The sequence below is a fragment of the Nocardia sp. NPDC127526 genome (genome assembly GCF_042672265.1).
Classification (GTDB): Bacteria; Actinomycetota; Actinomycetes; order Mycobacteriales; family Mycobacteriaceae; genus Nocardia.
In genome coordinates this window covers 1-23384 of record NZ_JBHXVO010000021.1, presented here as the reverse complement: position 1 = coordinate 23384, position 23384 = coordinate 1, and the positions used below count along the sequence as shown (strand labels likewise).

Annotated in this window: 19 protein-coding genes; 4 read left to right on the top strand and 15 right to left on the bottom strand. The window is 68.2% G+C overall.

The features are described 5' to 3' along the window. Positions 1–41: 41 nt before the first annotated feature. The gene (eccCa, locus tag ACFVIV_RS27485; RefSeq protein ID WP_379201133.1) at positions 42–4067 is read right to left on the bottom strand and encodes a type VII secretion protein EccCa; all 4026 of its coding nucleotides are present in this window, start codon (positions 4065–4067) and stop codon (positions 42–44) included. A 160-nt stretch (positions 4068–4227) separates the two neighbouring features. Here eccCa and eccD point away from each other — a divergent pair, with 160 nt between their 5' ends. Beyond that, complete coding sequence (gene eccD, locus ACFVIV_RS27480) at positions 4228–5691, top strand: type VII secretion integral membrane protein EccD (RefSeq protein WP_379201131.1); 1464 nt, start codon at positions 4228–4230, stop codon at positions 5689–5691. A gap of 11 nt (positions 5692–5702) precedes the next feature. Further along, the gene (gene mycP, locus ACFVIV_RS27475; protein ID WP_379201129.1) at positions 5703–7115 is read left to right on the top strand and encodes a type VII secretion-associated serine protease mycosin; all 1413 of its coding nucleotides are present in this window, start codon (positions 5703–5705) and stop codon (positions 7113–7115) included. Between the two features lie 15 nt (positions 7116–7130). Here mycP and ACFVIV_RS27470 read toward each other — a convergent pair whose 3' ends face one another. Then, positions 7131–7835, bottom strand: coding sequence for an Rpn family recombination-promoting nuclease/putative transposase (locus ACFVIV_RS27470; protein ID WP_379201319.1), 705 nt, complete (start codon positions 7833–7835; stop codon positions 7131–7133). A gap of 98 nt (positions 7836–7933) precedes the next feature. After that, positions 7934–9415, bottom strand: a complete 1482-nt coding sequence (eccB, locus tag ACFVIV_RS27465) for a type VII secretion protein EccB (RefSeq protein ID WP_379201127.1) — start codon at positions 9413–9415, stop codon at positions 7934–7936. A gap of 111 nt (positions 9416–9526) precedes the next feature. Here eccB and eccE point away from each other — a divergent pair, with 111 nt between their 5' ends. Beyond that, the gene (gene eccE / locus ACFVIV_RS27460) at positions 9527–11170 is read left to right on the top strand and encodes a type VII secretion protein EccE (RefSeq protein ID WP_379201125.1); all 1644 of its coding nucleotides are present in this window, start codon (positions 9527–9529) and stop codon (positions 11168–11170) included. A gap of 5 nt (positions 11171–11175) precedes the next feature. On the opposite strand, the gene ACFVIV_RS27455 is transcribed toward eccE, so the two are convergent. From ACFVIV_RS27455 to ACFVIV_RS27445, 3 genes are read right to left on the bottom strand one after another with little or no spacing between them, the layout of a single operon-like run. Then, positions 11176–11736: an NADPH-dependent FMN reductase gene (locus tag ACFVIV_RS27455; RefSeq protein WP_379201123.1), complete on the bottom strand. Its 561-nt coding sequence runs from the start codon at positions 11734–11736 to the stop codon at positions 11176–11178. Between the two features lie 42 nt (positions 11737–11778). Next, positions 11779–13059, bottom strand: coding sequence for an NAD-dependent epimerase/dehydratase family protein (locus ACFVIV_RS27450; RefSeq protein WP_379201121.1), 1281 nt, complete (start codon positions 13057–13059; stop codon positions 11779–11781). A gap of 34 nt (positions 13060–13093) precedes the next feature. Beyond that, a complete protein-coding gene (locus ACFVIV_RS27445; protein ID WP_379201119.1) occupies positions 13094–13909 on the bottom strand; it encodes an S-methyl-5'-thioadenosine phosphorylase in 816 nt (271 codons plus the stop codon). Positions 13910–14005: 96 nt separating this feature from the next. On the opposite strand from ACFVIV_RS27445, the gene ACFVIV_RS27440 reads away from it, so the two are divergent. After that, positions 14006–14338, top strand: coding sequence for a metal-sensitive transcriptional regulator (locus ACFVIV_RS27440; RefSeq protein WP_379201117.1), 333 nt, complete (start codon positions 14006–14008; stop codon positions 14336–14338). Positions 14339–14422: 84 nt separating this feature from the next. Here ACFVIV_RS27440 and ACFVIV_RS27435 read toward each other — a convergent pair whose 3' ends face one another. From ACFVIV_RS27435 to ACFVIV_RS27395, 9 genes are all read right to left on the bottom strand, one after another. Continuing rightward, complete coding sequence (locus tag ACFVIV_RS27435; RefSeq protein ID WP_379201115.1) at positions 14423–15406, bottom strand: nitrilase-related carbon-nitrogen hydrolase; 984 nt, start codon at positions 15404–15406, stop codon at positions 14423–14425. Between the two features lie 79 nt (positions 15407–15485). Further along, a complete protein-coding gene (locus ACFVIV_RS27430) occupies positions 15486–16448 on the bottom strand; it encodes a helix-turn-helix domain-containing protein (RefSeq protein ID WP_379201113.1) in 963 nt (320 codons plus the stop codon). A 95-nt stretch (positions 16449–16543) separates the two neighbouring features. After that, on the bottom strand, positions 16544–17398 hold the full coding sequence (locus ACFVIV_RS27425; protein ID WP_379201111.1) for a nitrilase-related carbon-nitrogen hydrolase: 855 nt from the start codon (positions 17396–17398) through the stop codon (positions 16544–16546). Positions 17399–17526: 128 nt separating this feature from the next. After that, positions 17527–18507, bottom strand: a complete 981-nt coding sequence (locus ACFVIV_RS27420) for an AraC family transcriptional regulator (protein ID WP_379201109.1) — start codon at positions 18505–18507, stop codon at positions 17527–17529. A gap of 359 nt (positions 18508–18866) precedes the next feature. Continuing rightward, the gene (locus tag ACFVIV_RS27415; RefSeq protein WP_379201107.1) at positions 18867–19865 is read right to left on the bottom strand and encodes a helix-turn-helix domain-containing protein; all 999 of its coding nucleotides are present in this window, start codon (positions 19863–19865) and stop codon (positions 18867–18869) included. A gap of 356 nt (positions 19866–20221) precedes the next feature. Next, on the bottom strand, positions 20222–20509 hold the full coding sequence (locus ACFVIV_RS27410; protein ID WP_379201105.1) for a hypothetical protein: 288 nt from the start codon (positions 20507–20509) through the stop codon (positions 20222–20224). 26 nt (positions 20510–20535) lie between these two features. Then, entirely contained in the window at positions 20536–21450 is a 915-nt protein-coding gene (truA, locus tag ACFVIV_RS27405) for a tRNA pseudouridine(38-40) synthase TruA (RefSeq protein WP_379201103.1), read from the bottom strand. Between the two features lie 64 nt (positions 21451–21514). Then, a complete protein-coding gene (gene rplQ / locus ACFVIV_RS27400) occupies positions 21515–22021 on the bottom strand; it encodes a 50S ribosomal protein L17 (RefSeq protein ID WP_379201101.1) in 507 nt (168 codons plus the stop codon). Between the two features lie 51 nt (positions 22022–22072). Continuing rightward, on the bottom strand, positions 22073–23131 hold the full coding sequence (locus tag ACFVIV_RS27395) for a DNA-directed RNA polymerase subunit alpha (RefSeq protein WP_029923719.1): 1059 nt from the start codon (positions 23129–23131) through the stop codon (positions 22073–22075). Between the last annotated feature and the right edge of the window lie 253 nt (positions 23132–23384).

Genomic DNA, 23384 nt, shown 5'->3' with positions numbered 1-23384 from the left:
CTGTCGAAAGCGTTTTACGTTCGCCTCGCCCCATTCGAATTTCAGGCGGGCGGGAGCCAGCCGAGCTGAATGAGCTGGTCGCCGGAACGGGTGACGTAGGTGCCCCGCCCCGGGGGCATGAGTGCGGGTTTGGTGGTGCCGAAGAGAATGCCCTCGTCTTTGTGGCAGCTCATGATGAGGGCCGCCGAGTTGAGTTCCTTCAGGCGGTTCATGGTGGCTTCGTAGAGGGCTCGGCCGGCGCCGCCGGAGCGGCGAGCGATGATCAGGTGGAAGCCGAGGTCCCGGGCGTGGGCCAGGTGATCGACCAAGGCGTGCAACGGATTGCCGCTGGCGGTGGCGACCAGGTCGTAATCGTCGACGAGCACGTAGATTTCGGGGCCGCGCCACCAGGAGCGGTCGCGCAGTTGCTGGGGCGTGACGTCGGGCCCGGGCATGCGCTGGGTGACGTAGGCCGCGAGATCGGCCATGTTCTGGGTGAATTGCGGTGCGGTGGAGCCGTAACCGGCGAGATAGCCCTGCGGGACGGCGCCGAGCAGGGTGCGGCGGTAGTCGCCCATGATGATGCGCGCCTGGTCGGGGGTATTCGATTCGCAGATCGAGTCGATCAGGGAACGGAGCATCGTGGTCTTGCCGGACTCCGAATCGCCGATGACGACGAGGTGCGGGCTGGCATTGAAATCCAGGTAGACGGGTGCCAGTTCGGCCTCGTTGATGCCGAGAGGGAAACGCAGGACCGCCTTCGATCGGTCGATTCGAGCGGGCCAGTCGTCGGCGAGGTGCAGGAGTTCCTCGCGGGGAAGGCGTTCGGGGAGCATGCGCACGCTGGGGGCGGGCCGTCCGGGAGTGGCTTCCGCAATCGCCGAGACCGCATGCGCCACAGCCGGACCCAGGGTGGCGGGATCCGGCTCGGCGTCGATGCGCGGCAGGGCGGTGAGCATGTGCAGCAGGTCGGGCGTCATGCCGCGCCCGGGACGGCCCATCGGGACCAGGGCGGCGAATTTGCGGCCGAGGTCGGAGTCCATCGGATCGCCGAGGCGCAGTTCGACACGGGTGCCGATCTGGTCCTTGAGGGCCGGGCGGGCCTCGGGCCAGCGGGCGAGGGAGATCACCACGTGCACGCCATACGAAAGACCTTGTACGGCAAGGTTCATGAGGGTTTGCTCGAGGGCCTCGAACTCCTGGCGGAAGGTGCCGTAGCCGTCGATCACCAGGAAGGCGTCGCCGTACGGATCCCGATGTGCGCCGGTCGCGGCCGCGCTGGTATTCGGTTCCAAGGCGCGCAGCCGCCGGAATTCCGCCATGGATTCGATGCCCAGCTGCCGGAACCGGGCCTCGCGCTGCCGCACCAGGGTGACCATTTCGGCGACCGTGCGCCGGACCCGGTCCTCGTCCATACGACTGGCGACCGAGCCGACATGCGGCAGGCCCTCCAGCCCGAGCAGCGTGCCACCGCCGAAGTCGAGGCAGTAGAACTGCACCTGCTCGGCGGTGTGCGTGAGCGACATGGCCATGACCAGGTCGCGCAGCGCCGTGGACTTGCCCGATTGCGGACCGCCGACCACGGCGACATGGCCGCGCGAACCGGACAGGTCCACGATCATCGGATCGCGGCGCTGATCGTAGGGACGGTCCACGATGCCGATGGGCGCGCGCAGGGTGGCGACCGGATTCCATTCGCCGGTAAGGATCGAGCGCGGAATGAGCTGATCGAGAGTGGCGGGCTCATCCAGCGGCGGCAGCCAGATCTCGTGCGCGGCACGCCCGTGCCCGCGCACGCGCGAGACCAGCATCTGCAGATTGGAGATCTCCTCACCGTCGGGCTGCGCCTGCTCGGCCTCCCGCGGGATGGGCAGTGGAATACGGTCGGCGGCACGGAAATCCACGTGGGTGGCGGTGAACGGCCGCGCGGTCACGTCGATATCGCCGGAGTGGCCGGCGTCGGTCACATCCGGCTGGGATCCGCCGCCTTCGTAGGGGCCGGAGACATAGGCGGCCTGGAAGCGCACGATCTCGCCGGAATCTGATTTGAGATAGCCGCCGCCCGGATTGTTCGGCAGGTTGTACGCATCCGGCACGCCGAGTACCTGGCGGGATTCATTGGCGGAGAAGGTTTTCAGGCCGATCCGATAGGACAGGTGGCTTTCCAGGCCCTTGAGCCGTCCTTCTTCGAGCCGCTGCGAGGCGAGCAGCAGGTGCACATGCAGTGAGCGGCCCAGCCGACCGATCATGGTGAACAGCTCCGCGAAATCCGGGTGCTGCGAGAGCAATTCGGAGAACTCGTCGAGCACCACGAACAGCGCGGGCAGCGGATCCAGATCCGCCCCGGCCGCCCGCGCCTTCTCGTATTCGGAGACATTCGCGAAATTGCCCGCGGCACGCAGGACTTCCTGCCGCCGGTTCATCTCACCGGCGAGCGCGTCGCGCATGCGCTCGACGAGATCGGCCTCTTCCTCCAGGTTGGTAATGATGGCCGCGACATGCGCGACACCCTCCAGCCCCAGGAATGTCGCACCACCCTTGAAGTCGACGAGCACGAAGTTCAGCTGGTCCGGCGAGTGCGTGGCAATGAGCGAAAGCACCAGTGTCCGCAGGAATTCCGATTTGCCGGAGCCGGTCGCGCCGATACACAGGCCGTGCGGGCCCATACCGCCCTCGGCGGCCTCCTTGATATCGAGAATGACCGGCAGCCCGTCCGCGCCGATGCCGAACGGCACCCGCAACCGCTCCCGCCCATAGCGCGGCCGCCAGGCGTTCTCGGGATTGAACGTGCCGATATCGCCGAGCCCGAGCAACTGCGCCCAGGTCGAAATGATCTCGCCCTCATCACCGGTGGACTCACTCGCCCGCTGTGTGGCGGCCCGATACGGTGCGAGCCGCCGCGCCGCCTGTTCGGCCTCCTTGGCGCTGATCCGGTCGATGGCGGCGAACCGCTCCATCGCCCCGGTTGGCCCGCGTCCCGCGCATTCCCCGTTCTCCACCAGCATCTGAATGCCCCGCGAGGCCGCCAGCCGCGGCGCGTACCCGCACAGATCAACGACGGTGACGCCCTCGAATCCGGTCTCCCGCAAGGGATCTTCCTCGGCTTCGAGCAGCCCGCCGTCGACCACCAGCACGATCTGCACCAGATTCGGATTCGGCGGCTGATTGCGCGAGTACCGAACCCGGTTGTGCAGCAAGGGCGCCAGTCCCGCCTGCGCCGCGCGCATGGATCCGTACACCATGCGCTCGGTGCCGACCCCGTCCTGGGATTCCGGATGCTGAGTGTGCGGCAGCCATTTCGCCCACTCCCACTCCGCGGCCGTGTCCGGTCCGCAGACCACGGCGACGAGCACCTGGTCCGGAGCCTGGAACATGGCCAGCTGCAACAGCATCGCGCGCGTCATCTCCCGCGCCTGCACCCGATCGCCGGACAGCTGCACACTGGCGAAACCCTTCACCGCAATGGCGGTGGGCAGATCCGGCACCGTCGAATGCGTGCGCACGAACCGGCGCAGCGAGACCGCGGCAATGGGCTCGAGCTCCTCCACCGGCCCGGTCTCCGGCGCGACCAGCCGGGTCGCCAGCCGCTGGCTGCCCAGGCCGATGCGGGCGTGGCAGAAGTCCTTGTCGCCGGGCCGGCGCTCCCACATGCGGGTGGTGCCGGCCAGCATCCAGATCAGGCCCGGTTCGGGATGGCTCCATTCGATGGCGGCGCGCTGCTGTTCGGCGGTGTCCTCGACATCGCGGCGGACCTGGTCCAGATAGCGCAGATAGTCCTTGCGGTCCTCATTGGCCTCGGCCGCCTTGGTGCCCTTGCCGCCTTGACCGGCGTACATGCCGACCATGGAGAAGACCATCATCATCGGGAACATCAGGCTCATCGGATTGGACGCGATGGCGCTGCCCGAGGTGAACAGCAGCGCGACCATGCCGAGCATGCCGACCACCATCACCACCGGCATGAGCTTGGTGAAGAGGTTCGCTGGAATATTGCGAGGAATCTCCGGCGGCGGCTGGAGCGTCACCTCACCGCCCGGTGAGCGTGGAATCTCCCGGCGCGGGCGACGCTGGAACCGTACGGTACTCACGCTGAATCCCCCATCGGATGGCTGGACTGCGGGCCTCAGTCTACGGATAGCGGAACGGATGCCGTAGAGTGCGGTCAGCATTTGTGCACTTCACGGCGTTGCGACAGCGATACGCGCGCCTCTACGGAAATTACGAGGATCGATCAGAGCTGGGGGCAGCGTGACGCACGCGCGAACGGATCATATCGACGATGCACGCGGCCTGGTCCGCGTGCCGGATCTCGCGCGGGTCACCATTCTGGCCAAGCACACCCAGGTCGATATGGCCATTCCGGTGGACGTACCGGTCGCCCTGGTCATTCCGAGTGTGGTCGATATGGTCGCCCAGCACAGCCGGGCCAATGACTTCGACCATGACGGCGAGCAGTTCGAACCGCACGAATGGGTGCTGGCCCGGGTCGGCCGGCCGCCGTTCTCCAATTCGCTCAGCCTCGCCGAGCAGGAGGTGCGCGACGGCGAGTTGCTCATGCTGGAGAGCGCCGAGCACACCGCGCCGACGCCGCTGTTCGACGACATCATGTACAACGTCGCGATTGCCGACGCCGACCATTTCCGCGGGTGGACGCCCCGGACCGCGCGGCTGACCGGATCGATTCTCGCGGTGCTCACCATGCTGGTCGGCTGCCTCGGGCTGCTGGCGGCACCCGATGCCGTGCCCGGTTGGGTGAGCGGGACGGTGGCGCTGCTGGTGAGCGTGCTGCTGGTGGTCGCGAGCATGGTGCTCGGCCGCATGTACGGCGATACCGCCAGCGCCCTGGTATTGGGCGGATGCGCACTGCCGGCCGCCTTCGCCGCGGGCCTGCTCTTCGTGCCCGACCACTACGGCTGGGCGAATTTTCTGCTCGGCGCGGCGCTGCTCGGAGCCATCGCCCTGCTGGCGTGGCGGGTGAGCGGGGTCGGGCCGGGGTTGTTCATCGGGGTGACCACCCTCGCCGTGTACGCCGTGCCCGCCGCCTTGATCGGACTGCTCACCCATGTTCCGGCGAAGGCCATCGGCGCCGGTGCGGCCGCGCTCGGGCTGGCCGGATTGTCCCTCGCCCCAAGGTTTTCCATGCTGCTGGCCAAGCTCCCGCTGCCGCCGGTGCCCGCACCCGGTACGCCGATCGACCCCACCGAGGACGATCCCGACGACCATCGCGCACTGCCGACACTCGATGCGCTGCGCACGAAGTCCGAACGCGCCCGCCGGTATCTGGCCGGGCTGGTGGCCGCCACCACCGTGGTGGTCGTCGCCGGAGCCGTTGCGAGCGTGTGGAATCCGGATGCGGATGGCGTCTACTGGCCGGGCCTCGCGCTCGCACTGGTCTGCGCGGTCGTTCTCATGTTCCGCAGCCGCACCTACGCGGGCGCGGAACAGGCCGTCGTCCTCATCGCGGGTGGCGCCGCCGTGCTGCTGATCCTGTTGGGCGCCGGTTCCTTCCGGCTCGATCAGCCCCTCGTCATCTTCGGCGCGGCCCTGCTCCTGCTGGCGGCGGCGCTGGTGTTCGGCATCATCGTTCCGCGCCAGCAGGCGACCCCGCCCATGCGCCGCGCGGTCGAGCTCCTCGAATACGCCTTCGTGGCCGCCGTGGTGCCGCTGGTGTTCTGGGTGACCGACCTGTACTCGTACGTGCGCGGCCTCTGACCGGATAGCTGATGTCCTCCAAGGTTTTCCGAGCAATCGCCGCAGCCGCGGTACTGGCACTGAGCATCTCCATCGGCTCGGCGTCCGGCATCGCCCACGCCGACCGTCCCCCCGCAATCGATCCCGGACTCCTGCCCGCCGGTGGCCCCGCCGCCCCGCCCGGCCCCACCGAACATCCGGCCAACTCGCCGTGCATCAGCACCCAATCCGGCGGCGGCGGTTCGACCATCCCGCCAACCCAGCGCGCCCTGGACCTCGAATACGCATGGCAATTCTCCAAGGGCGCAGGCCAATTGGTCGCGGTCATCGACACCGGCGTCTCACCGCACCCGCGCCTCCCCGGCCTCATCCCCGGCGGCGACTACGTCGCCAACGGCGGTGACGGCACCGAGGATTGCGACGCCCACGGCACCCTCGTCGCGGGCCTGATCGCGGCCACCCGGGAACCCGGCCAGGGTTTCGCGGGCGTCGCCCCCGAAGCCCGCATCATGACCATCCGCCAAACCAGCGCCATGTACCAAGCCGAGGGCGCCGGCCGCGACAAGGGCCCCGACGACATGCCCGACGGCTACGGCAAAATCTCCGCCCTGGCCTCCGCCATCCGCCGCGCCGCCGACGCCGGCGCCCGCATCATCAACATCTCCCTCGTCGCCTGTCCCACAAGCAAACCCGACAGCCGCGAAATGGGCTCCCTCGGCGCCGCCGTCCACTACGCCGCCGCCGAAAAGGACGTAGTCATCGTCACTTCCGCCGGCAACACCGACACCTGCAAAGCAAGCAACCCCGGCCTGGACCCCCTGCACCCCACCGAAGATCTCTGGAACAACGTGCGCTCCTACGTGGCCCCAGCCTGGTGGGACGACTACGTCCTCTCCGTAGGCTCCATCGACTCCTTCGGCCAGCCCTCGAAATTCACCGTCCCCGGCCCCTGGGTAGGCGTCGCGGCCCCCGGTGAAGACGTCATCTCCCTGGACCCCCGCAACACCGGCCTCACCACCGCCAAGATCACCAACCAAGGCCAAACAGTCCGCTACAGCGGCACCAGCTTCGCCGCCCCCTACGTCTCCGGTGTAGCCGCCCTCATCCGCTCCCGCTTCCCCGACCTCCGCGCCGCCGACGTCATCAAACGCATCGAGGCCACCGCCCACGCCCCCGGCGAAGGCTGGAACCCCTACGTCGGCTACGGCGCAGTCGACCCTGTCGCCGCCCTGACCGCCCAGGTCCCGACCGAACTGCCACCCAAACACCCCAGCACCATGGTGGACAAACAACTCGCCATCCCAACACCACCGCCACCCCCGGACAACACCGCCCGCAATATCGCGCTCATCGGCACCGGAATCGTCGCCCTACTACTGCTTCTCGGCTTCCTCGCATCCTTCCCCCTCCGGCGGCACTTCGGCATCCGCAACGACGACGTCTGAAACGACATCGATGTTTCACATCAAGGTGCGGTCGAGATGAGCTACTCCTCGAAGACCTCTTCGATGCTGTCCGCAGTCAGCGCCCGGGTGGTCCAGACTCTCAATTGCGCTACATCCGCACTGCGCACTGTGCTGGCGATCCCGGTTGGCGCGGGCCCGAATTTCTGCGTCAGTATCTCGAGTAATGTCTCGGCGCGTCCTCGGGCTTCTCCCCGAGCTTCTCCTTCGGCGCGAAGTTGTTCCGCGGTTGTCATGATGACCTCCCTTCGCGTCGGGGCCGAGCTGGTCGAGGAGCGGTTTCAGGTCTGCGGCCGGGGTTTCGCCTACCTTCATAATGTACGTCGCCACCCATGCCAGCGTCTCGGTGCCGCCGGGCGCGGCAACAAGAGCGTTCAGGTCTGGTGCCACCGGCAGCAGCTCCACGCCCAGGTGCTTGTTCTTGGTGGCGAGCTTCAGCGCGACCAGCAGCACCCGGGCGGCTGGTGTCAGGTCTCGTGCGCAGAGCGCGGAGACCGCTTGGACGGTGAGATCGTCGAGCAGGAAACGGAAGCTGGGCAGCAGGTCTCCGCGGGCTTCACGGGTGGCGGGGTCGACATCGATCAAATCTGCCAGGTCGGTTGGCTTGTTCCAGCTGCGGCCGTCCGGGTTCGCGTGCACCACCAGCGGAATCACCGCCGGCAGCCACCGGTGTTCTTGTGGTCGCGCACGTAAAGAGCCCAGATGCTGACCATGTATTGCAGCATCCGCATCGGCATCAGCGGGTCCGGGCGGCTCTGATCGGACGCGGACATTCCAGCTCGAACAGCAACACCGACTGGTCAGTTCTGTGGCTTCACAGGGTCTTTCGCCGGGTCCGGGTCGGGGGCTACGCCGTCGTGGGCGACCATGGCGGCTTCGCGGCTCAATGTTGGGCCGGGGGCCAGCAGTCCGATGATGGGCCAGGGGGCCGGTTCGGGGCGGACTGATTCCGGGTCCATGCCAAGGGCTTTGGCGGATCCCAGGTCTTTGATGCCGTAGCGGACGCCGAAGTCGGAGATGTAGAAGAGGGAGTCGCGGCGTTGGCTGTCGGGTTCTATGCCGGTGGTTTGGAGGTAGTAGCCGGCGCCGGGTTTGGTGTAGAAGGAGTCGAGGTTGGGGCCGTTGGCGTCGGCTCGAGCGAGGGGGACGAGTTTGGCGCGGTCGGGGATGGGGATGGCGTGGCCGGTGAGGATGGTGAGGTCGGCGTGGCGGCTGCCGTCGGAGCTGTCGGCGGCGGTGAGCGGTTTCCAGGACAGGCAGTCGACCGGCTGGTCCTTGCCGTCGACGATTTCCGGTGCACTGTCGGGATATTCGGAGATTTGCAGGGCCGAGGAGACAGGGGCTCCGGTGCGGTCGGCTTGGGTGATGCGGTCGTCGGCTGCCGTTGAGCGGTAGGCGTTGCGGATGATGTCGGCGGTCAGGAGGGAGACCGGTTGCAGGCCGTCGGCGAGGACCACGTAGTACTTGTCGTCGTCGGTGCGGACCTGGACGACGTCGCCGATGCGGTGGTCGCCGAGTGAATATCTCGGGGCGGCACCGGCATCGGCGATGGGCGGGGCCACCAGGGGCAGGACTTCGGGAATGGCGTTGAGCAGGCCCTCGCTGATGGGTCGGGGGGTGCGGCCGCGCAGGTCGAGGGCGTCGACCACGGCCCGGTCGTGCACATCGATTCGGGCGCGGTGGTTGTCGTAGACGAGGTAGGTGCTGTCGCGGCCCTGGACCAGGAGCGCTTTGCCGGAACCCATGGCGGATGCCTTGTCGCCCAAGGCCGGATCGCCGGCCAGGACGGAGGTGGTGATGCTCTGGCTGCCGTCATTGGCCAGCATGTCGCACACGGTCCAGGTGTGGCCGGTGCTCGCGGCGTCGAAGTTCAGGGAGGCGGGGGCGCCGGGGATGCCGATGAGCTGCCCGCGCGGTTTCTTGGCCAGTTCGGATTCCTTGACCGTGGCGGGCTTGGCGGCCTCGCCGGCCGCCAGTCGCGCCGAGGCCAGGTTCAGCGCCGGGTGCACCACATTGTCGATGACCACATAGACGGCCCCGGTGTCCTTGCCGATGAGGATCTGATTGGAGCCGATCTTGTCCTGCGGACGCAATAGAGCTAACACTCCGCAACCGGCGAGGGCGACGACCGCGAGGATGATGCCGACCGCGTAGGCGCGCGATTGCGACCGCATGGGGTCGTGCAGCATCCGCACGTCCCTGCGCACCAGGGCGTGTTCCATGCGGCGGACCAGGAAGCGGTACCCGCTCACCTGCCAACGCGTCGTCGGTTTTGAAGGCATGAAAACTCCCCCGACCAGTGATTGCGTTCGCCGAACACAGTACAGTTCCCGGGGATCTTCCTTCGCCATCGGCCGCGGACCCGAGGCCGATCCGGAATGTTGGAGACGACGATGACCGAATCGGGGAGGGCGCGATTCCGCCCTGCGGCGGCGCATGTGACGCTGGCGAATCTCCTGGTCGCTCAGCTGACCGGGGTAGTCGTCATACTGGTCGCTCTGGTCTGCGGATTGCCCTTCTGGCCTGCGCTCGGCATGGCCATAGTCGCCGGATTGATCCTTTTGATCCCATTTGGCAAACGTTCGGTTGCCTCCTGGATCGCCACCCGCGCCCGCTTCCGGCCCACCCGCGCCCACCTGCCCGCCGACCTCATCGACTTCCGCGCCGGCGACGGTCGCTCCCTCGGCCTGTACTGCGACGGCAGCCGCGTGGTCGCGGTCGTGGAGGTGCTGGCGCCCAAAGGCGGACTGACCCGGCTCGGCCGCTCCACCGTGCGCGCCTCGCATCTGCTGCCGCTCACCGAACTCGCGAAACGCCTACAGCAGCACGACATTCTGCTCGACGGCATCGATATCGTCTCGCACGGATTCCGCAGCCGCGCCGGCACGCCCGCGGGCGCCATCTACGAATCCCTGCTCGGCCCGCTGCCCGCGACCGCGCATCGCACCGTCTGGCTGGCCATCGCCTTCGATCCGCTGCGCTGCCCGGACGCGGCCGCCCGGCGCGGCGGCGGACTCGCGGGCGCGTGCCGCGCGGTCACCATCGCCACCCAGCGCATCGTCCGCACCCTCGAGGACGGCGGCTGCTCGGCGCGCATCCTCACCGCACCGGAGATCACCCAGGCCGCCCTGCAGATCACCGCGGGCGTGGACCCGGCCGCGCTGACCCAGCGCTGGCGCTACGCCGAACTCGGCAACAGCGTGAACATCGGGGCCGCGGTGGATCCGCGCGAAATCGACTCCGAACGGCTCGCCGGGCTGTGGGTCCCGCCCTCGCGCGGTACGACGGTGGCGGTGCGGCTGCGCCCCGGCAAGACCGCCGATACCGTGCGCATCGGCGCGGCCTGGCGGCTCACCGCGCGGGAGCTGCCGGAGGAACCGGTGCAGCGGCACATGATCTCCATGAACGGCCGGCACCGGGAAGGACTGCTCGCGCATCTGCCGATGGCGGTGCCCGGCCTGGACGCCACGGTCCCCACCCGCGAGCGCGAGATCGATGACATCGACGCGGTGCAGCTGCCCGCGGCGGGCTGCGGGCAGCTGCTCGGCTCCGACGACGAGGGCAATGGCGTCGCCATCCGCGTTGTCGGCCAGGGCATTTCGAGTGTGTACGTGGCGGGTGAGCTGTATCTGGCGCAGCAGCTGGTGTTCCGCGCGCTGGCCGTCGGCGAGCGCATCCTGATCCGGACCGACCGGCCCGAGACCTGGGAGCATCTGATCACCACCATCGGCAATCCGGAGCGGCTGACCCTCGCCGCCGAAACCCATCAGGCCGATGCCGGATTCACCGCGACGGTGGTGGACGGCGTGCTCGCCCCCGCCCCGCACGCCGGTATCACCACCATCCACCTGGCCGGGCATCCGTTGGGCTGGCCCGCCGCCCGGCCGGATCTGTCCATTACCCAGCCCGATGCGATGGGCAACCGCATCCTCGTCCGCACCGGAATCACCGAGGTGGAATTGAACCTGGTCTCCATTCCCCGCGAGACCACCTATATCGGCCGTCCCCGGACCGCCGCGGCTTTCGCGACGCCGTAGTCCGCTCAGCCCGGATACGGGTCGGCCGCACGCGCGTCCCGCAATGTGCGCCCCCACCAAGCGAGTTGGCGCAGCATCCGCTCACACGCGTCGATGGCCGCGCCGTCGCGGGTCTCCCCCACGTCATCGAATTTCCGCTTGGCCTCGGCGAAGCCGACGGACTCGCGTATGGACACCATGTGAATCTCCGCGACCACCTGACGCAATTGCTCGACCGCCCGCAGCCCGCCGGACAGTCCGCCGTAGCTCACGAAACCGATGGGCTTGGCCCGCCATTCGCGCTTGGCGGTATCCAGGGCGGTCTTCAGGGAGGCGGGATATCCATGGTTGTACTCCGATGTCACCGCGACGAAAGCATCGGCGGCGGCGATCCTTTCGCGATACTCCCCCACCCCGGGCGCCTCGCTCAGATCCACGGGCAACGGCGTATCGAGCAAATCGATGACGCCCACCGTGAATCGCTCATCGGCCCGCGCGGCCTTGAGGAACCAGTCCGCCACCACGGGCGCGAACCGTCCCGGCCGGGTACTGGCCACAATGACTTCCAGCCGCAGCGGATTCTCCATAGCGCGAGCCTAGATCCCGCCGCGACGGATATCGCACACCGGCTAATGGCGGGCCGCGCCGGTCGCGTAATCCGGCAGCCCGCGGGCGGGCGCGGTGCGCGCGGTGAAGTCCAGCGCATGCCGGGCGCGTTCCGGATTCGCCACCACATGGCGGATATCGGTGAGCCGGTACTGCCCGGTCACGATGGGCGCCGGACCATTCAGCGCCTTGGCCATCATGGACGCCACCTCCCACAGCGTGAGCGGCCGCCCCGAGGCGATGTTCAATGGCACGAAACCGGCCGGCCCGCGCTCGACCGCCGCGACGGTCGCGGCGGCGACATCACGCACGTGCACGAAATCCCGGACCTGCCCGCCGTCTTCGAAGATCTGCGGCGCCCGCCCGGCCAGCAGCTCCGCCCGGAAGCGTGCGACCACACCGGATTCCGCGGTCCGCACCGGCGGAACCTCCGCGACCGGATCACCGTAGACGTGGTGATAGCGCAGCACCGTGGCCGCCGATCCGGTGCTCGCCGCCCAGGCCAGCGCATAGTGCTCCTGCGCGACTTTGCTTGCCGCATAAGCGCTCCGCGGCCGCAGCGGCGCGTCCTCGCCGAGCGGCTCCCAGGTCAGCACGTCACCGGTGCGCGGCGCCCGATGATCGAACAGCCCGCGATCCAGATCGGCGCGCCGCCGCAGGCCCGGGAAGAACGGGCCGCCGCGCACCGCGCGATACCGGCCCTCCCCGTACACCGCCACCGACGAGGCCAGCACCAGCCGCCGCACGCCCGCCCGTTCCATGGCGGCCAGCAGGACAGCCGTCCCGGCGTCGTTGTGCGTGGCGTACACCGCGGCCCGCTGCATCCCGACCGGGCCGGGCCGCTGCGGACCGGACTCCGAGCGGTTGTCGACGGGCCCTCGGACACAGGGCCCCACCGCGTGGCTACCGGGTCCCTTGGCGGGCTGCCCGTCACCCCCGGTCTCGGGCCCGCCGCGCAGGGCCGGCCCCACCGCGGAACGCCCGCCGGGTCTGCGCCCCGGCGGCGGTTCGGCACGTACCGAGCCTTCCGGAAAATTCACCAGCGGGACGGCCGCCGCGAGATGACAGACGACGTCGACACCGTGCAGCAATGGCTCCAACTGCTCCGGATCGCGAATATCGGCCAGGGAAATCCCCTCGGGCGGAGTCGCATTCGGGCCGTGCACGGTATCGAGCATGGCGTCCACGGCGAGCACCTCGTGCCCGGCCGCGCGCAGGGCGCGATGCACATGCGAGCCGATATACCCCGCGGCGCCGGTCAGCAGTACCCGCAACCGCTCGGCTCCCGACTCGCCTCCGCTCATCCCTCCAGCGTAGGGGAATCGGAATGCCGCGAAATTACGGCAGCTCGAACGGCAGGTTCACACCGGTTCCGGCGTGCACCCGGCACTTGTCACAGGTGTCGTCACCGTCGACCGCGGCCACGGCCCGGCGCACCAGCGCCTTGAACGGCACCAGGTTTCGCTCGAACTCGGCGAAAACGTCGGCGGCGCTGACGCCTTCACCGGATTCCAGACCGGCGTCCAGGTCGGTGACCAGAGCGATTGCGGAGTAGCACATTTCGAGTTCCCGGGCGAGCACGGCCTCTGGATGCCCGGTCATATTGACCAGTTCCCAGCCCTGCCCGGCGAACCAGCGGCTCTCGGCGCGGGTGGAGAAGCGCGGCCCCTGCACCACGACCATGGTGCCGTAGTCCTTCACCGGCAGCTCGGTCCCGGCGGATGCGATTGCGGCGGTGCGCAGTTCACCGCAGTACGGATCGGCGAAGGAGACGTGCACGCCGCCCGCGTCGAAGAAGGTCTGATCCCGCCCGGAGGTGCGATCCACCAGCTGATCCGGCACGGCCACGGTGCCCGGGCCCCAGTCGGCGCGCAGGCTGCCCACCGCGCACGGTCCGAAGATGCGGCGCACCCCCAGCGACCGCAGCGCCCACATATTGGCCCGGTACGGCACGGTGTGCGGCGAGTACTCGTGCTTGCGGCCGTGCCGCGGCAGGAAGGCGACCGACCGCCCCTCGACCTGGCCGATGGTGATGGGGGCCGACGGCGCGCCGAAGGGAGTCTCCAGCTCCACGGTGGTCGCGTCGTCGCCGAAGAAGTCATAGAACCCGCTGCCGCCGATAATGGCCAGCGTGGCCCGTGGATCCGCACTCATGCGCCTGATTCTTGCGCATGCGGGCATAGGTGGCCGCACCAGGCCGAACGGTGTACCCTAGGGGGGTATTAATGCCCGGGAGTGAGGAAACAGTCGGTGACCACTGAGCAGACCACCACAGCCGAGCAGCCCTGCCACGATCACGCTACGCACGGCTACATCACCGCGAAAGACGACTACCTCAAGCGCCTGCGCCGCATCGAGGGTCAGGCGCGCGGCCTGCAGCGGATGGTCGAAGAGGAAAAGTACTGCATCGACATCCTCACCCAGGTCTCGGCCATGACCAAGGCCCTGCAGGCGGTCGCCATGGGCCTGCTCGAGGACCACATCAGCCACTGCGTGGTCGACGCGGCCGTGGCCGGCGGCCCGGAGGCCGAGGCCAAGATCAAGGAAGCCACCGACGCCATCGCGCGCCTGGTGCGCTCCTGACCCCGGCCATCGGCGCGACCACGCCCTAGGGACCGGCACTCGGCGCTGAGCAGTTCGTGCTCAGCGCCGAGCCCCTGCCCGGGGTCAGCAGGCGGCCATACCCGCCGGATAGTCCACGACCATGGGCATGGCCCACGAGTCGCCCGGCCGCCGGGTGGCCCCGGTGCGCGCGGCGGTCCGCCGCCCCGGCGCCCGGCCCTGCCGGTGCCGTCGCCCGCCGGCCATGTCGTGCCCGTGGCCGCCGAGCTCGTCCACTTCGAGGTCCGCGTAGAGAATTCCCTCCGCGCCCTCGGCCAGCGGTGTCACCACCTCGGTGCCGTCCGAGTTGTAGATGCGGGCGCGCCCGGTGCGCCGCGGCGGCCGCAGGAATCCGCCGGTGCCGTCCGGTGCGGCGGCTTCCCCAACCACCGCACAGGGCGCGAGCACGAAGGCGTGCGATTCCAAGGCGTACATGCGACTGACGGTCGCGCCCGAATCGGGCCCGGTCGGCGCGAGGTCGCTCGGGGCTCCCGCCCAGGCGGCCACATGGATCTGTTCCTCGTCCGCGCGTAGCGCGCGGGTCAGCAGCGGTCGCTGATTCTCCTGTCCGGCGAGCGCGCCCAGCCGGCCCAGCGAACCGTGATGCACGGTAGGCAGATTCGGCGTACCGGAGGCGAACACCTTGCGTTCCACGCTGTTGAGCCCGGCTTTGCGCCGGACCGACTGCACCTGACCGAATTCGTCGATGACGGCCTGTGCCATATAGATTCGGCGATCCTGTCGCTCGCCGAATCCGAGTACCACCTGGATGCCATTGCGACCGGCCGCATCCGAGACGGCGCGCATTTCGGCGCCATCGCGTGTCATCGAATTCTCGCGGCAGCGAGTCGAATACTCGACATTCCATTGATTCGATTCCACCCACCGCCACCACGGATAACCTGGTAAGAAGGTCTCCGGGAATGCGACCAGGTGGGCGCCGGCCACCGCGGCGGCGCCGATCAGTTCGACTACTTGTTCGACACCGTCCGATAGCCGCAACCATTTCGGCTCGGCTTGAACGGCGGCTACTCGGACCGTATTACTCATCCTGTATTCCTCATGGAACGTGATGCTGGTCAACGGTTTCCGATCGAACAATGGCGAATTGTGCCTTTCTACCGACTATTCATGCCATGGCCCGGAATGCGCCCGGTGTAGTACCCATTTCCATGCGGAAGGATCGATAGAAACTGCGCTCGGTGAGGAATCCCGAGGCCGTCGCCACCGCCGACAGCGGGAGCTGCGGCGCATTGCGCAACAACTCACAGGCCCGTTCGATTCGCATGCGCCGCAACATGGTCCCCGGTCCGTCGGAGAACTCGCCGAATACCCGATACAGCGTCCGCCGGGACATTCTGCACCCCTCGGCGATACGGTCCACACCCAGGTCCGGATCCGCGCAATGCTCGCGCATGTAGGCCAGCACCCGCTGCCGGTTCAGGGCATCGGCCGACTGCTCGCGCGGGACGCCGCCGGAGGCCGCCACCACGGCCGCGGCCAGCAGATCGACCGCGGGCGCGGCCAGCAGTGCGGCCGCGCCCGGATCATCACCCTGCAATCGCGCGAGTTTGCGGAAGAACTCGCCGACGATTCCGGGCGCGCTCTCACTCGAAAAGGCCGTGGCCGTCGGCACATCGGAGTCCACCACGCCGTAGCGCTCGCGCAGCTTGTTCATGGGCACCTGAACGACGACATGTTCCCAGTCCCGCTCGACCTCCCAGTGGAACGGGCGGGTGGCGTCGTAGAAGACGATGGAGCCGGGATCCACCTGGGCGATGCGGCCGTCCTGCCGGACCCGGCCGCCACCGCTGAGCGGAATGCTCGCGAAGAGAAACTCCTCGTGATTGCGGTCGATGAGCCGCTTGGTCCGGTCGATGAGCTGGGGCGTGCCCGCCAGAATGCTCACGTGCAGATTGCCGTAGCGGGCATGTTCCAGCGATCCATGAAAACGATCGGTCTGTTTTGGTGAAATCGCCAGCGGCACATACGCCTCGCTCAGCAGCGCTTCCCAGCGTTCGAAGGCCTCCCCCGCCGGTGTTTCCACCTCGGATCCGATCTCGATCCGATTAACCGCCTCCGACTGCTCCACTCCGCATCCCTCGATGACCGTCGACGGTCCTTCGCCCGACCGAATACCGGGCAGTGTCTCAGATTCCGGCGCGCGCGACCAATAGCGGAATACCACTATGCGGCCGATTCGAAGCTCAGGTCCAGCTCCAGATCGGCATACAGGATGCCCTCCTCGTGCCCGCTCAGCGGTTTCGCCAGCTCGTCTCCGCCGGGCGCGTAGATCCGCGCGTGCCCGCCGGGTCCGCGCACCAGCTGCTTGGCGGAGTCCGGGCCGCGCCGGGTCTCGCTGCCCGCCACATCCATGATCGAACAGGCGGCGATCACATTCAGCTGCCCGACCACCGCGTACCAGAGCGTAGCCGCATTGTTCACGCGCACACCCCATTCCACGTCACGGGCAATGATGAATCCGGGCCAGGACACGATGTGCACCTGCGCGCCCGTGCGCTCGAGTTCGCGACGCTCGGGCAGATGCAGCTGTTCGGAGCCGCCGTGCACGCCGATCCGGCCGATCTCGGTACGGAACACGTACTGATCGGAACGCTCACCGGGTTGGAAGATCTTGTGCTCCAGGGCCGTCAACTCCGGCTTGCGGCGCACGCCCAGCAGCACCCCGCGCTCGTCGATGAGGCACTGCGACATGTACAGCGAGGTGCCGCAGCGCTCGCTGAAGCCCAGCAGCACGTGAATGCGGTGCCGCCGGGCGGCATCGGCGATGCGGCGGAACTCGGTGCGGCCCACGGTCATCGAATTGGTCCGGTAGCGCGCGAAGAAGCCCTGCCCCCAGCTGACCGAATCCAGCCACAGCCACCACGGGTAGCCCGGTAGAAACGTCTCCGGGAAGGCGATGAGCCGGGCGCCGCCCGCCGCCGCGGTCTCGATGAGTTCGATTGTCTGCGCGACGCCGCCTCGCAGATCCAGCCATCGTGGTTCGGCTTGGACGGCCGCTACTCGCACCTTCGTCGGCACCCTCGGCTCCTTCGGCACGGATTGATGTCCACGCCGGGTAGCCCGCGAACAAAACGCTGGTCGGACGAGCCGGCATGCCATCACCCTTCGCCGAACGGTCGCTGAGTGCAGTGACAAACCGTGCCGAGCTAGTGACCGGGTGTGCCTGGCGCCAGCTGGGCGCGGAACTGACCGGGGGTGAAGCCGGTTTCCTCGCGGAATGCCCGGTAGAAGTGCCGATCGGTAGCGAAACCCGAGGCCGCGGCAATGGCCGCCAGCGGGCGGGCGGGGTCGGCGCGCAACAGCCGGCGGGCGTGCTCGACCCGCATCCGGCGCACCAGGGCCGCCGGGCCGCCGAAGCCCTCGCACAGCCGGTACAGGGTGCGGCGCGAAACCAGGCAGGCATGCGCCACCTCGTCGACGGTCAGCTCCGGATCGGTATAGCGCTTACGTAGATAGGCCAGCACCTGCTGGCGGTTGAACAGCGAGTCCGACGGCGCCGGGGAGGTATTGCCGGTGGCCAGCAGCACCGCGGAGGACAGCATGCCGGCGATCTCGGACTCCAGCACCGTTGCGGCACGGGTGGTTTCCTCCGGCGGTAGCTCGGCCAGGCCGCGGAAGAAACCGGCCACCACGCCCAGCGCGCCGGTGGTGGGCAACGGGGTGGCGAGCGGTAGTTCGTCGCGGATGAGCCCGGCGTGTTCGAGCACCAGGTTCATGGGCGCGCGCACGATGGTGGAGATGGCGTCATCGGTGGTGCGGCTCTCCAGCGGGCGGGCGCTGTCGAAGAAGACGATGGAACCGGCCGGGCTGTCGGCCAGCTGGCCGTTCTGCTCGGTCCAGTTCGCGCCCTCGACAACAATATTCACCAGTAGGAACTCGGCGCTGGCCTGTTCCACCTGGCGTTTGGTGCGCACCACGCGCTGAGCGCTGGCGCGCATCCGGGTGATCATGGAGCGGTCGAACTGACTGACGGTGACCTCGCCGCGCCAATGCCCCGTGACCAGTGGCTCGATGGTGGCGGGCACGACAGTATCGGCGATGATCGCCTCCCACTGTTCGAATGCCTCACGCGCGGAAGTGTCGGAGCTCGAGCACACTTCGGCGCTGGCGGTTGCCGCGTTTCCCACTCTTGCATCATCCCATCCTCCGCGCCCCAGCAAACAGGTTTGAACCTGTTCGAAACCGGCAAATAGGACCAGTTCAGGGGCGGGGCATCGAGTTCGCTGCCCGGCCGTCTGCGGCTCAGCGACGACCGGGCGGCGCCTCCTCGTCGCACGACCCGGCCCGCCGGCATCATCGACGACTACGCCTGACGTGCGAGCGGCGCGGTTCGCCTCGGGGCACTATCGCGACGAAAAACCACACGACGCACGGGGTCCACGACTTGGTTCAGGGAAATCACCGGTATCAACCGATGCCTCACAAGTATTCCCATCGCCCGCGATGCTGTGACTGTCAGCTCGTGCCAGATCACTGCCAATTCACGTCAGGCGGGCAGGACGGGGCTGCCCGCCAGATTCGGCACCGATCCCGCGCGGAATTCCCCGGGGGTCATGCCCATTTCCCGTTTGAAGGCGCGATAGAACTGCCGCTCCGAGACGAATCCCGAGGAGCGCGCGATGGACAGCAGCGGGCGCGCCGGATCCGTCCTGATCAGCGCGAGCGCGCGCTCCACGCGTAACCGCCGCAGCAGCGCCGCGATCCCGTCCTCACCCTGTTCGAACAGGCGATACAGCGTGCGCCGCGAGACCGAACAGGCATGCGCCACATGGTCGACCGTGAGCGTCGGATCGGCGTAGTTGCGCTGGATGAAGGCCAGCGCGCGCTGTTTGGTCAGCGCCTGGCCGGGCGCCTCGCGCGGCAGCTCACCGGCCGCCAGCTGCACCACCGAGGCCAACAGCCCGGTGCCGTGCCGGGCCAGCACCGCCGCCTGCTCCGGCGCGGTGTGCTGCAATTGCGCCAGCCCGCAGAAGAACCGGCCCACGATGCCGGCCGCGCCGTCCGGCGGGAACCGCACCGCGGTGGGCAGCCGGTCCGAGGACACGCCCGAGGCGCCGACCACCTCGGCCAGCGGCACCTGCACCGCCACCACGCCCCAGCTCTGCTCGAAATGCGCGGTGAAGGGCCGCGAGCTCACATAGAGCATGAGCCCGCCATCGGCCATCTCGCCCACCCGGCCGTCCTGCTCGAGCCAGCCGTGCCCGTGCGTGGTGATGCTGGCGAACAGCACCGGTTCCTCCGGCTCGTGAATCAGCCCGGGAATACGGCTGATTTGCTGACCGGTGGCCGACACCGTGGACACATCGATGTCATCGAACCTGGACTGCACGATGCGCGCCCGGAACTCGCCCCGGCGCACCGGCGTGACCACCATGGGCACATAGGCCTGCGCGACCGCTGCCTCCCACTGCTCGAATGCCTCCTTCTCGGAAACCTCGGGCGTGGTGCACACCTCCACTACCGCAGGCTCAGAGCCGCCGCTCATTGGCCGATTGTCGCACCCACGTGCGCGCGAAAAAGCCGAAATACCTTCATATCGTCCAACTTTCGGCCATCACGCCCGAAATAGGCCATCTGTCCGAAACTCGGCTAGCCCTCCGCGATCGGCCCGGAAATAGCCTCCCACCACCGCTGAACCGCTTCCGGACAAAGGATTCTCAGCATCGGCGGACGCGAAAGCCGCTGCCGCGCAGGCATCCGGATCACAATCCACGCAATGAATCAGCGAACTGCAACTTGCATGACGAATCCCCAGGGGACATCGCTCGATTTCCGGCTCCGGAGACCGCGCCCGGGTCCTGCCACCGGTTACAGATCAGCGAGGTTGCACGGTGTTTGCCATCACCGCCGGGAGGTGGCCTTGCGGACGGTCACCGCGGCGGCGATGAGAACTGCCGCCGCGAGCGCGAATTCGGCGATGAGGAAGGGCAGGAAGTTGCCGCCGGTGATCCCGCCCGCGAGAATCGGGCCGACCAGCACCGGGATCAGCAGCACGGTGTAGGCGCGCCAGATCTCGGCGCGGCGGGTGGCCGCGTCCATATCGACCGTGCGGCGCAGCGTCACATAGATGACGACGGCGCCGACGATCAGATAGAGGATCACCGGGAGGGCGTAGAGGATGGCGTGCACGGATCAGTCCTCGGTTTTCGGGAAGATCAACTGCCGCAGCAGCCTTCGGCGGCGGGGACGGTGCGCATCTCGCGGGTCTGGGCATTGCGCGCGGCCAGGTCGGCCGCGGCCGGATAGTCGACCGCAATGAGGCTGAGACCGTGCGCGGGCGCCACGGTGACCGCGCTGGAGCGTTCCCGCTCGTTCAGCAGGCCCGCGATCCACTCGGGCGTGCGCCGGCCCTCGCCCACGGCCAGCACGCCGCCGACCAGGCTGCGCACCATGGACCAGCAGAAGGCGTCCGCACTGACGTAGGCGGTGAGCAGATCGCCCTCGCGCTCCCATTCGAAGCGCTGCAGTTCGCGCACCGTGGTCGCGCCCTCGCGGCGGCGGCAGAAGGCCGCGAAATCGTGCAGGCCCAAAAGCTTTTCGGAGGCGGCGCGCATGGCGTCGAGATCCACGTCGGAGCGGCAGGCCACCACATGGCGGGCCTGCAGCGGCTCCGCGCCGTAGGCGGCGGTGGTGAGACGGTAGGCGTAGTGGCGGCGGATGGCGGAGAACCGCGCATCGAATTCCGCGGGCGCGAGCCGGACGTCCTTGACCCGCACGTCCTTCGGCAGGAACCGCGCCAGCCGGTGCACCAGTCGCGGGCCGTCCACCTCGGCGGTGGTGTCGAAATGCGCGACCTGGCCCTCGGCGTGCACGCCCGCGTCGGTGCGGCCGGCCACGGTCAGCTGAATCGGTTCGCGCAGCACCTTGCTCAGCGATTCCTCGAGCACGCCCTGCACGGTGCGCAGTCCCGGCTGCCGGGCCCACCCGATGAAATCGGTGCCGTCGTAGCCGATGTCCAGCCGTACTCGAATCGAAACCGGTTTGCTCGCCGGATCGTCCACGCTCACAGCGATCTCCTGGTTAACATGGAGAAAGCCCGCCGACCCGGAGGGGACGGCGGGCTCACTCATAGCCTCACCCGTTTCGGGGTTTCCGGGGCTGCCCCGGAAACCCCTATCGGGTCCGAAGGACGACTCAGGCGTCCTTCTTCTCCTCGGCGGCAGCCTCGGCCGGCGCATCCTCGACCACGGTCTCGGCGACGGCCTCGTCGGCCTTCTCCTCGGTCTGAGCGGCCTGCTGCGAAGCGGCGACCCGGCGAGCGCGATCGGCCTCGTTGGTCACGGTCTTCTCGCGAACCAGCTCGATGATCGCCATCGGGGCGTTGTCGCCCTTGCGCGGGATGGTCTTGATGATGCGGGTGTAGCCACCCTCACGGCCCTCGAACGAGGGGCCGATCTCCGCGAACAGGGCGTGCACGACGTCCTTGTTGCGGATCACCTTCATGACCTCGCGACGGTCGGCCAGCGAGCCGGCCTTCGCCTTGGTGACGAGCTTCTCGGCGTAGGGGCGCAGCGCCTTGGCCTTGGCCTCGGTGGTCGTGATACGACCGTGCTCGAAGAGCGCCGTCGCCAGGTTGGCGAAGATCGCCTTCTGGTGCGACGCCGACCCGCCGAAGCGGGCACCCTTCTTGGGCTTGGGCATTGTTGGAATCTCCTGTGTCAAAGTCGATTCGGGGCGCTACACCCCGGTCGACTAAAGCTGTTCGGTCTCGGCGTAGTCCTGCTCGCCGCTGTCGGTGTCGCTGAACGAGCCGCTGTCGCTCCAGGTGCCGCTCGCCGCGTCGTAGCCGACGACGGAGGACGGATCGAAGGAAGCCGGGGAATCCTTGAGGGACAGGCCGAGCGAGTGCAGCTTGACCTTGACCTCGTCGATGGACTTCTGGCCGAAGTTCCGGATGTCCAGCAGATCCGACTCGGTGCGGGCGACCAGCTCGCCGACGGTGTGCACACCCTCGCGCTTGAGGCAGTTGTACGACCGCACGGTGAGGTCCAGGTCCTCGATCGGCAGACCGAACGAGGCGATGTGATCGGCCTCGGCCGGGCTGGGGCCGATCTCGATGCCCTCGGCCTCGACGTTCAGCTCGCGCGCGAGACCGAACAGCTCGACCAGGGTCTTGCCCGCCGACGCCAGCGCATCCCGCGCGGAGATCGAGTTCTTGGTCTCGACATCCAGGATGAGCCGGTCGAAGTCGGTGCGCTGCTCGACACGAGTCGCCTCGACCTTGTAGGTCACCTTGAGAACCGGCGAGTAGATCGAATCCACCGGGATCCGGCCGATTTCCGCACCCGACGCCTTGTTCTGCACGGCCGGGACGTAGCCGCGACCGCGCTCGACCACGAGCTCGATCTCCAGCTTGCCCTTGTCGTTCAGGGTGGCGATGTGCATATCCGGGTTGTGCACGGTGACGCCGGCCGGGGGGACGATGTCACCGGCGGTGACGGTGCCCGGGCCCTGCTTGCGCACGTACATGGTGACCGGCTCGTCCTCTTCGGACGACACCACGAGGCCCTTGAGGTTCAGGATGATGTCGGTGACATCTTCCTTCACGCCCGGAACCGTGGTGAACTCGTGCAGCACGCCGTCGATGCGGATGCTGGTAACCGCGGCACCCGGGATGCTCGAAAGCAGGGTGCGCCGCAGCGAGTTGCCGAGGGTGTAACCGAAGCCCGGCTCCAGCGGTTCGATGGTGAACCGCGACCGGTTCTCGGACACGACCTCTTCGGTCAGCGTCGGTCGCTGTGAAATCAGCATGGACTGTTTCCTCCTTCTAGACGCCCACTATTTGACGTCTACGACATGGATTGCAGGAGAGCAGCTTCGGGGCCGAAACCCCGCCTCCAGGTGGAGGCCGGAGCCACCACCCTTCGGGGGTTGGGGCGGTAGCCCCTCCCTCCGGGGGTTCGGGGGCTGGCCCCCGTTCCCCTTTTCGGGGGTGTGGGGGCGCAGCCCCCACAAAACTTCTCTCCTACCAGCGGCGCGGTTAGCGCCTTACTTCGAGTAGAAC

Excerpts from the sequence above, each read along its gene's own strand:
- mycP (WP_379201129.1), top strand. The coding sequence starts at position 5,703 with ATGTCCTCCAAGGTTTTCCGAGCAATCGCCGCAGCCGCGGTACTGGCA.
- eccB (WP_379201127.1), bottom strand. The coding sequence starts at position 9,415 with ATGCCTTCAAAACCGACGACGCGTTGGCAGGTGAGCGGGTACCGCTTC.
- eccE (WP_379201125.1), top strand. The coding sequence starts at position 9,527 with ATGACCGAATCGGGGAGGGCGCGATTCCGCCCTGCGGCGGCGCATGTG.
- ACFVIV_RS27455 (WP_379201123.1), bottom strand. The coding sequence starts at position 11,736 with ATGGAGAATCCGCTGCGGCTGGAAGTCATTGTGGCCAGTACCCGGCCG.
- ACFVIV_RS27450 (WP_379201121.1), bottom strand. The coding sequence starts at position 13,059 with ATGAGCGGAGGCGAGTCGGGAGCCGAGCGGTTGCGGGTACTGCTGACC.
- ACFVIV_RS27445 (WP_379201119.1), bottom strand. The coding sequence starts at position 13,909 with ATGAGTGCGGATCCACGGGCCACGCTGGCCATTATCGGCGGCAGCGGG.
- ACFVIV_RS27435 (WP_379201115.1), bottom strand. The coding sequence starts at position 15,406 with ATGAGTAATACGGTCCGAGTAGCCGCCGTTCAAGCCGAGCCGAAATGG.
- ACFVIV_RS27415 (WP_379201107.1), bottom strand. The coding sequence starts at position 19,865 with ATGAGCGGCGGCTCTGAGCCTGCGGTAGTGGAGGTGTGCACCACGCCC.
- truA (WP_379201103.1), bottom strand. The coding sequence starts at position 21,450 with ATGAGTGAGCCCGCCGTCCCCTCCGGGTCGGCGGGCTTTCTCCATGTT.
- rplQ (WP_379201101.1), bottom strand. The coding sequence starts at position 22,021 with ATGCCCAAGCCCAAGAAGGGTGCCCGCTTCGGCGGGTCGGCGTCGCAC.
- ACFVIV_RS27395 (WP_029923719.1), bottom strand. The coding sequence starts at position 23,131 with ATGCTGATTTCACAGCGACCGACGCTGACCGAAGAGGTCGTGTCCGAG.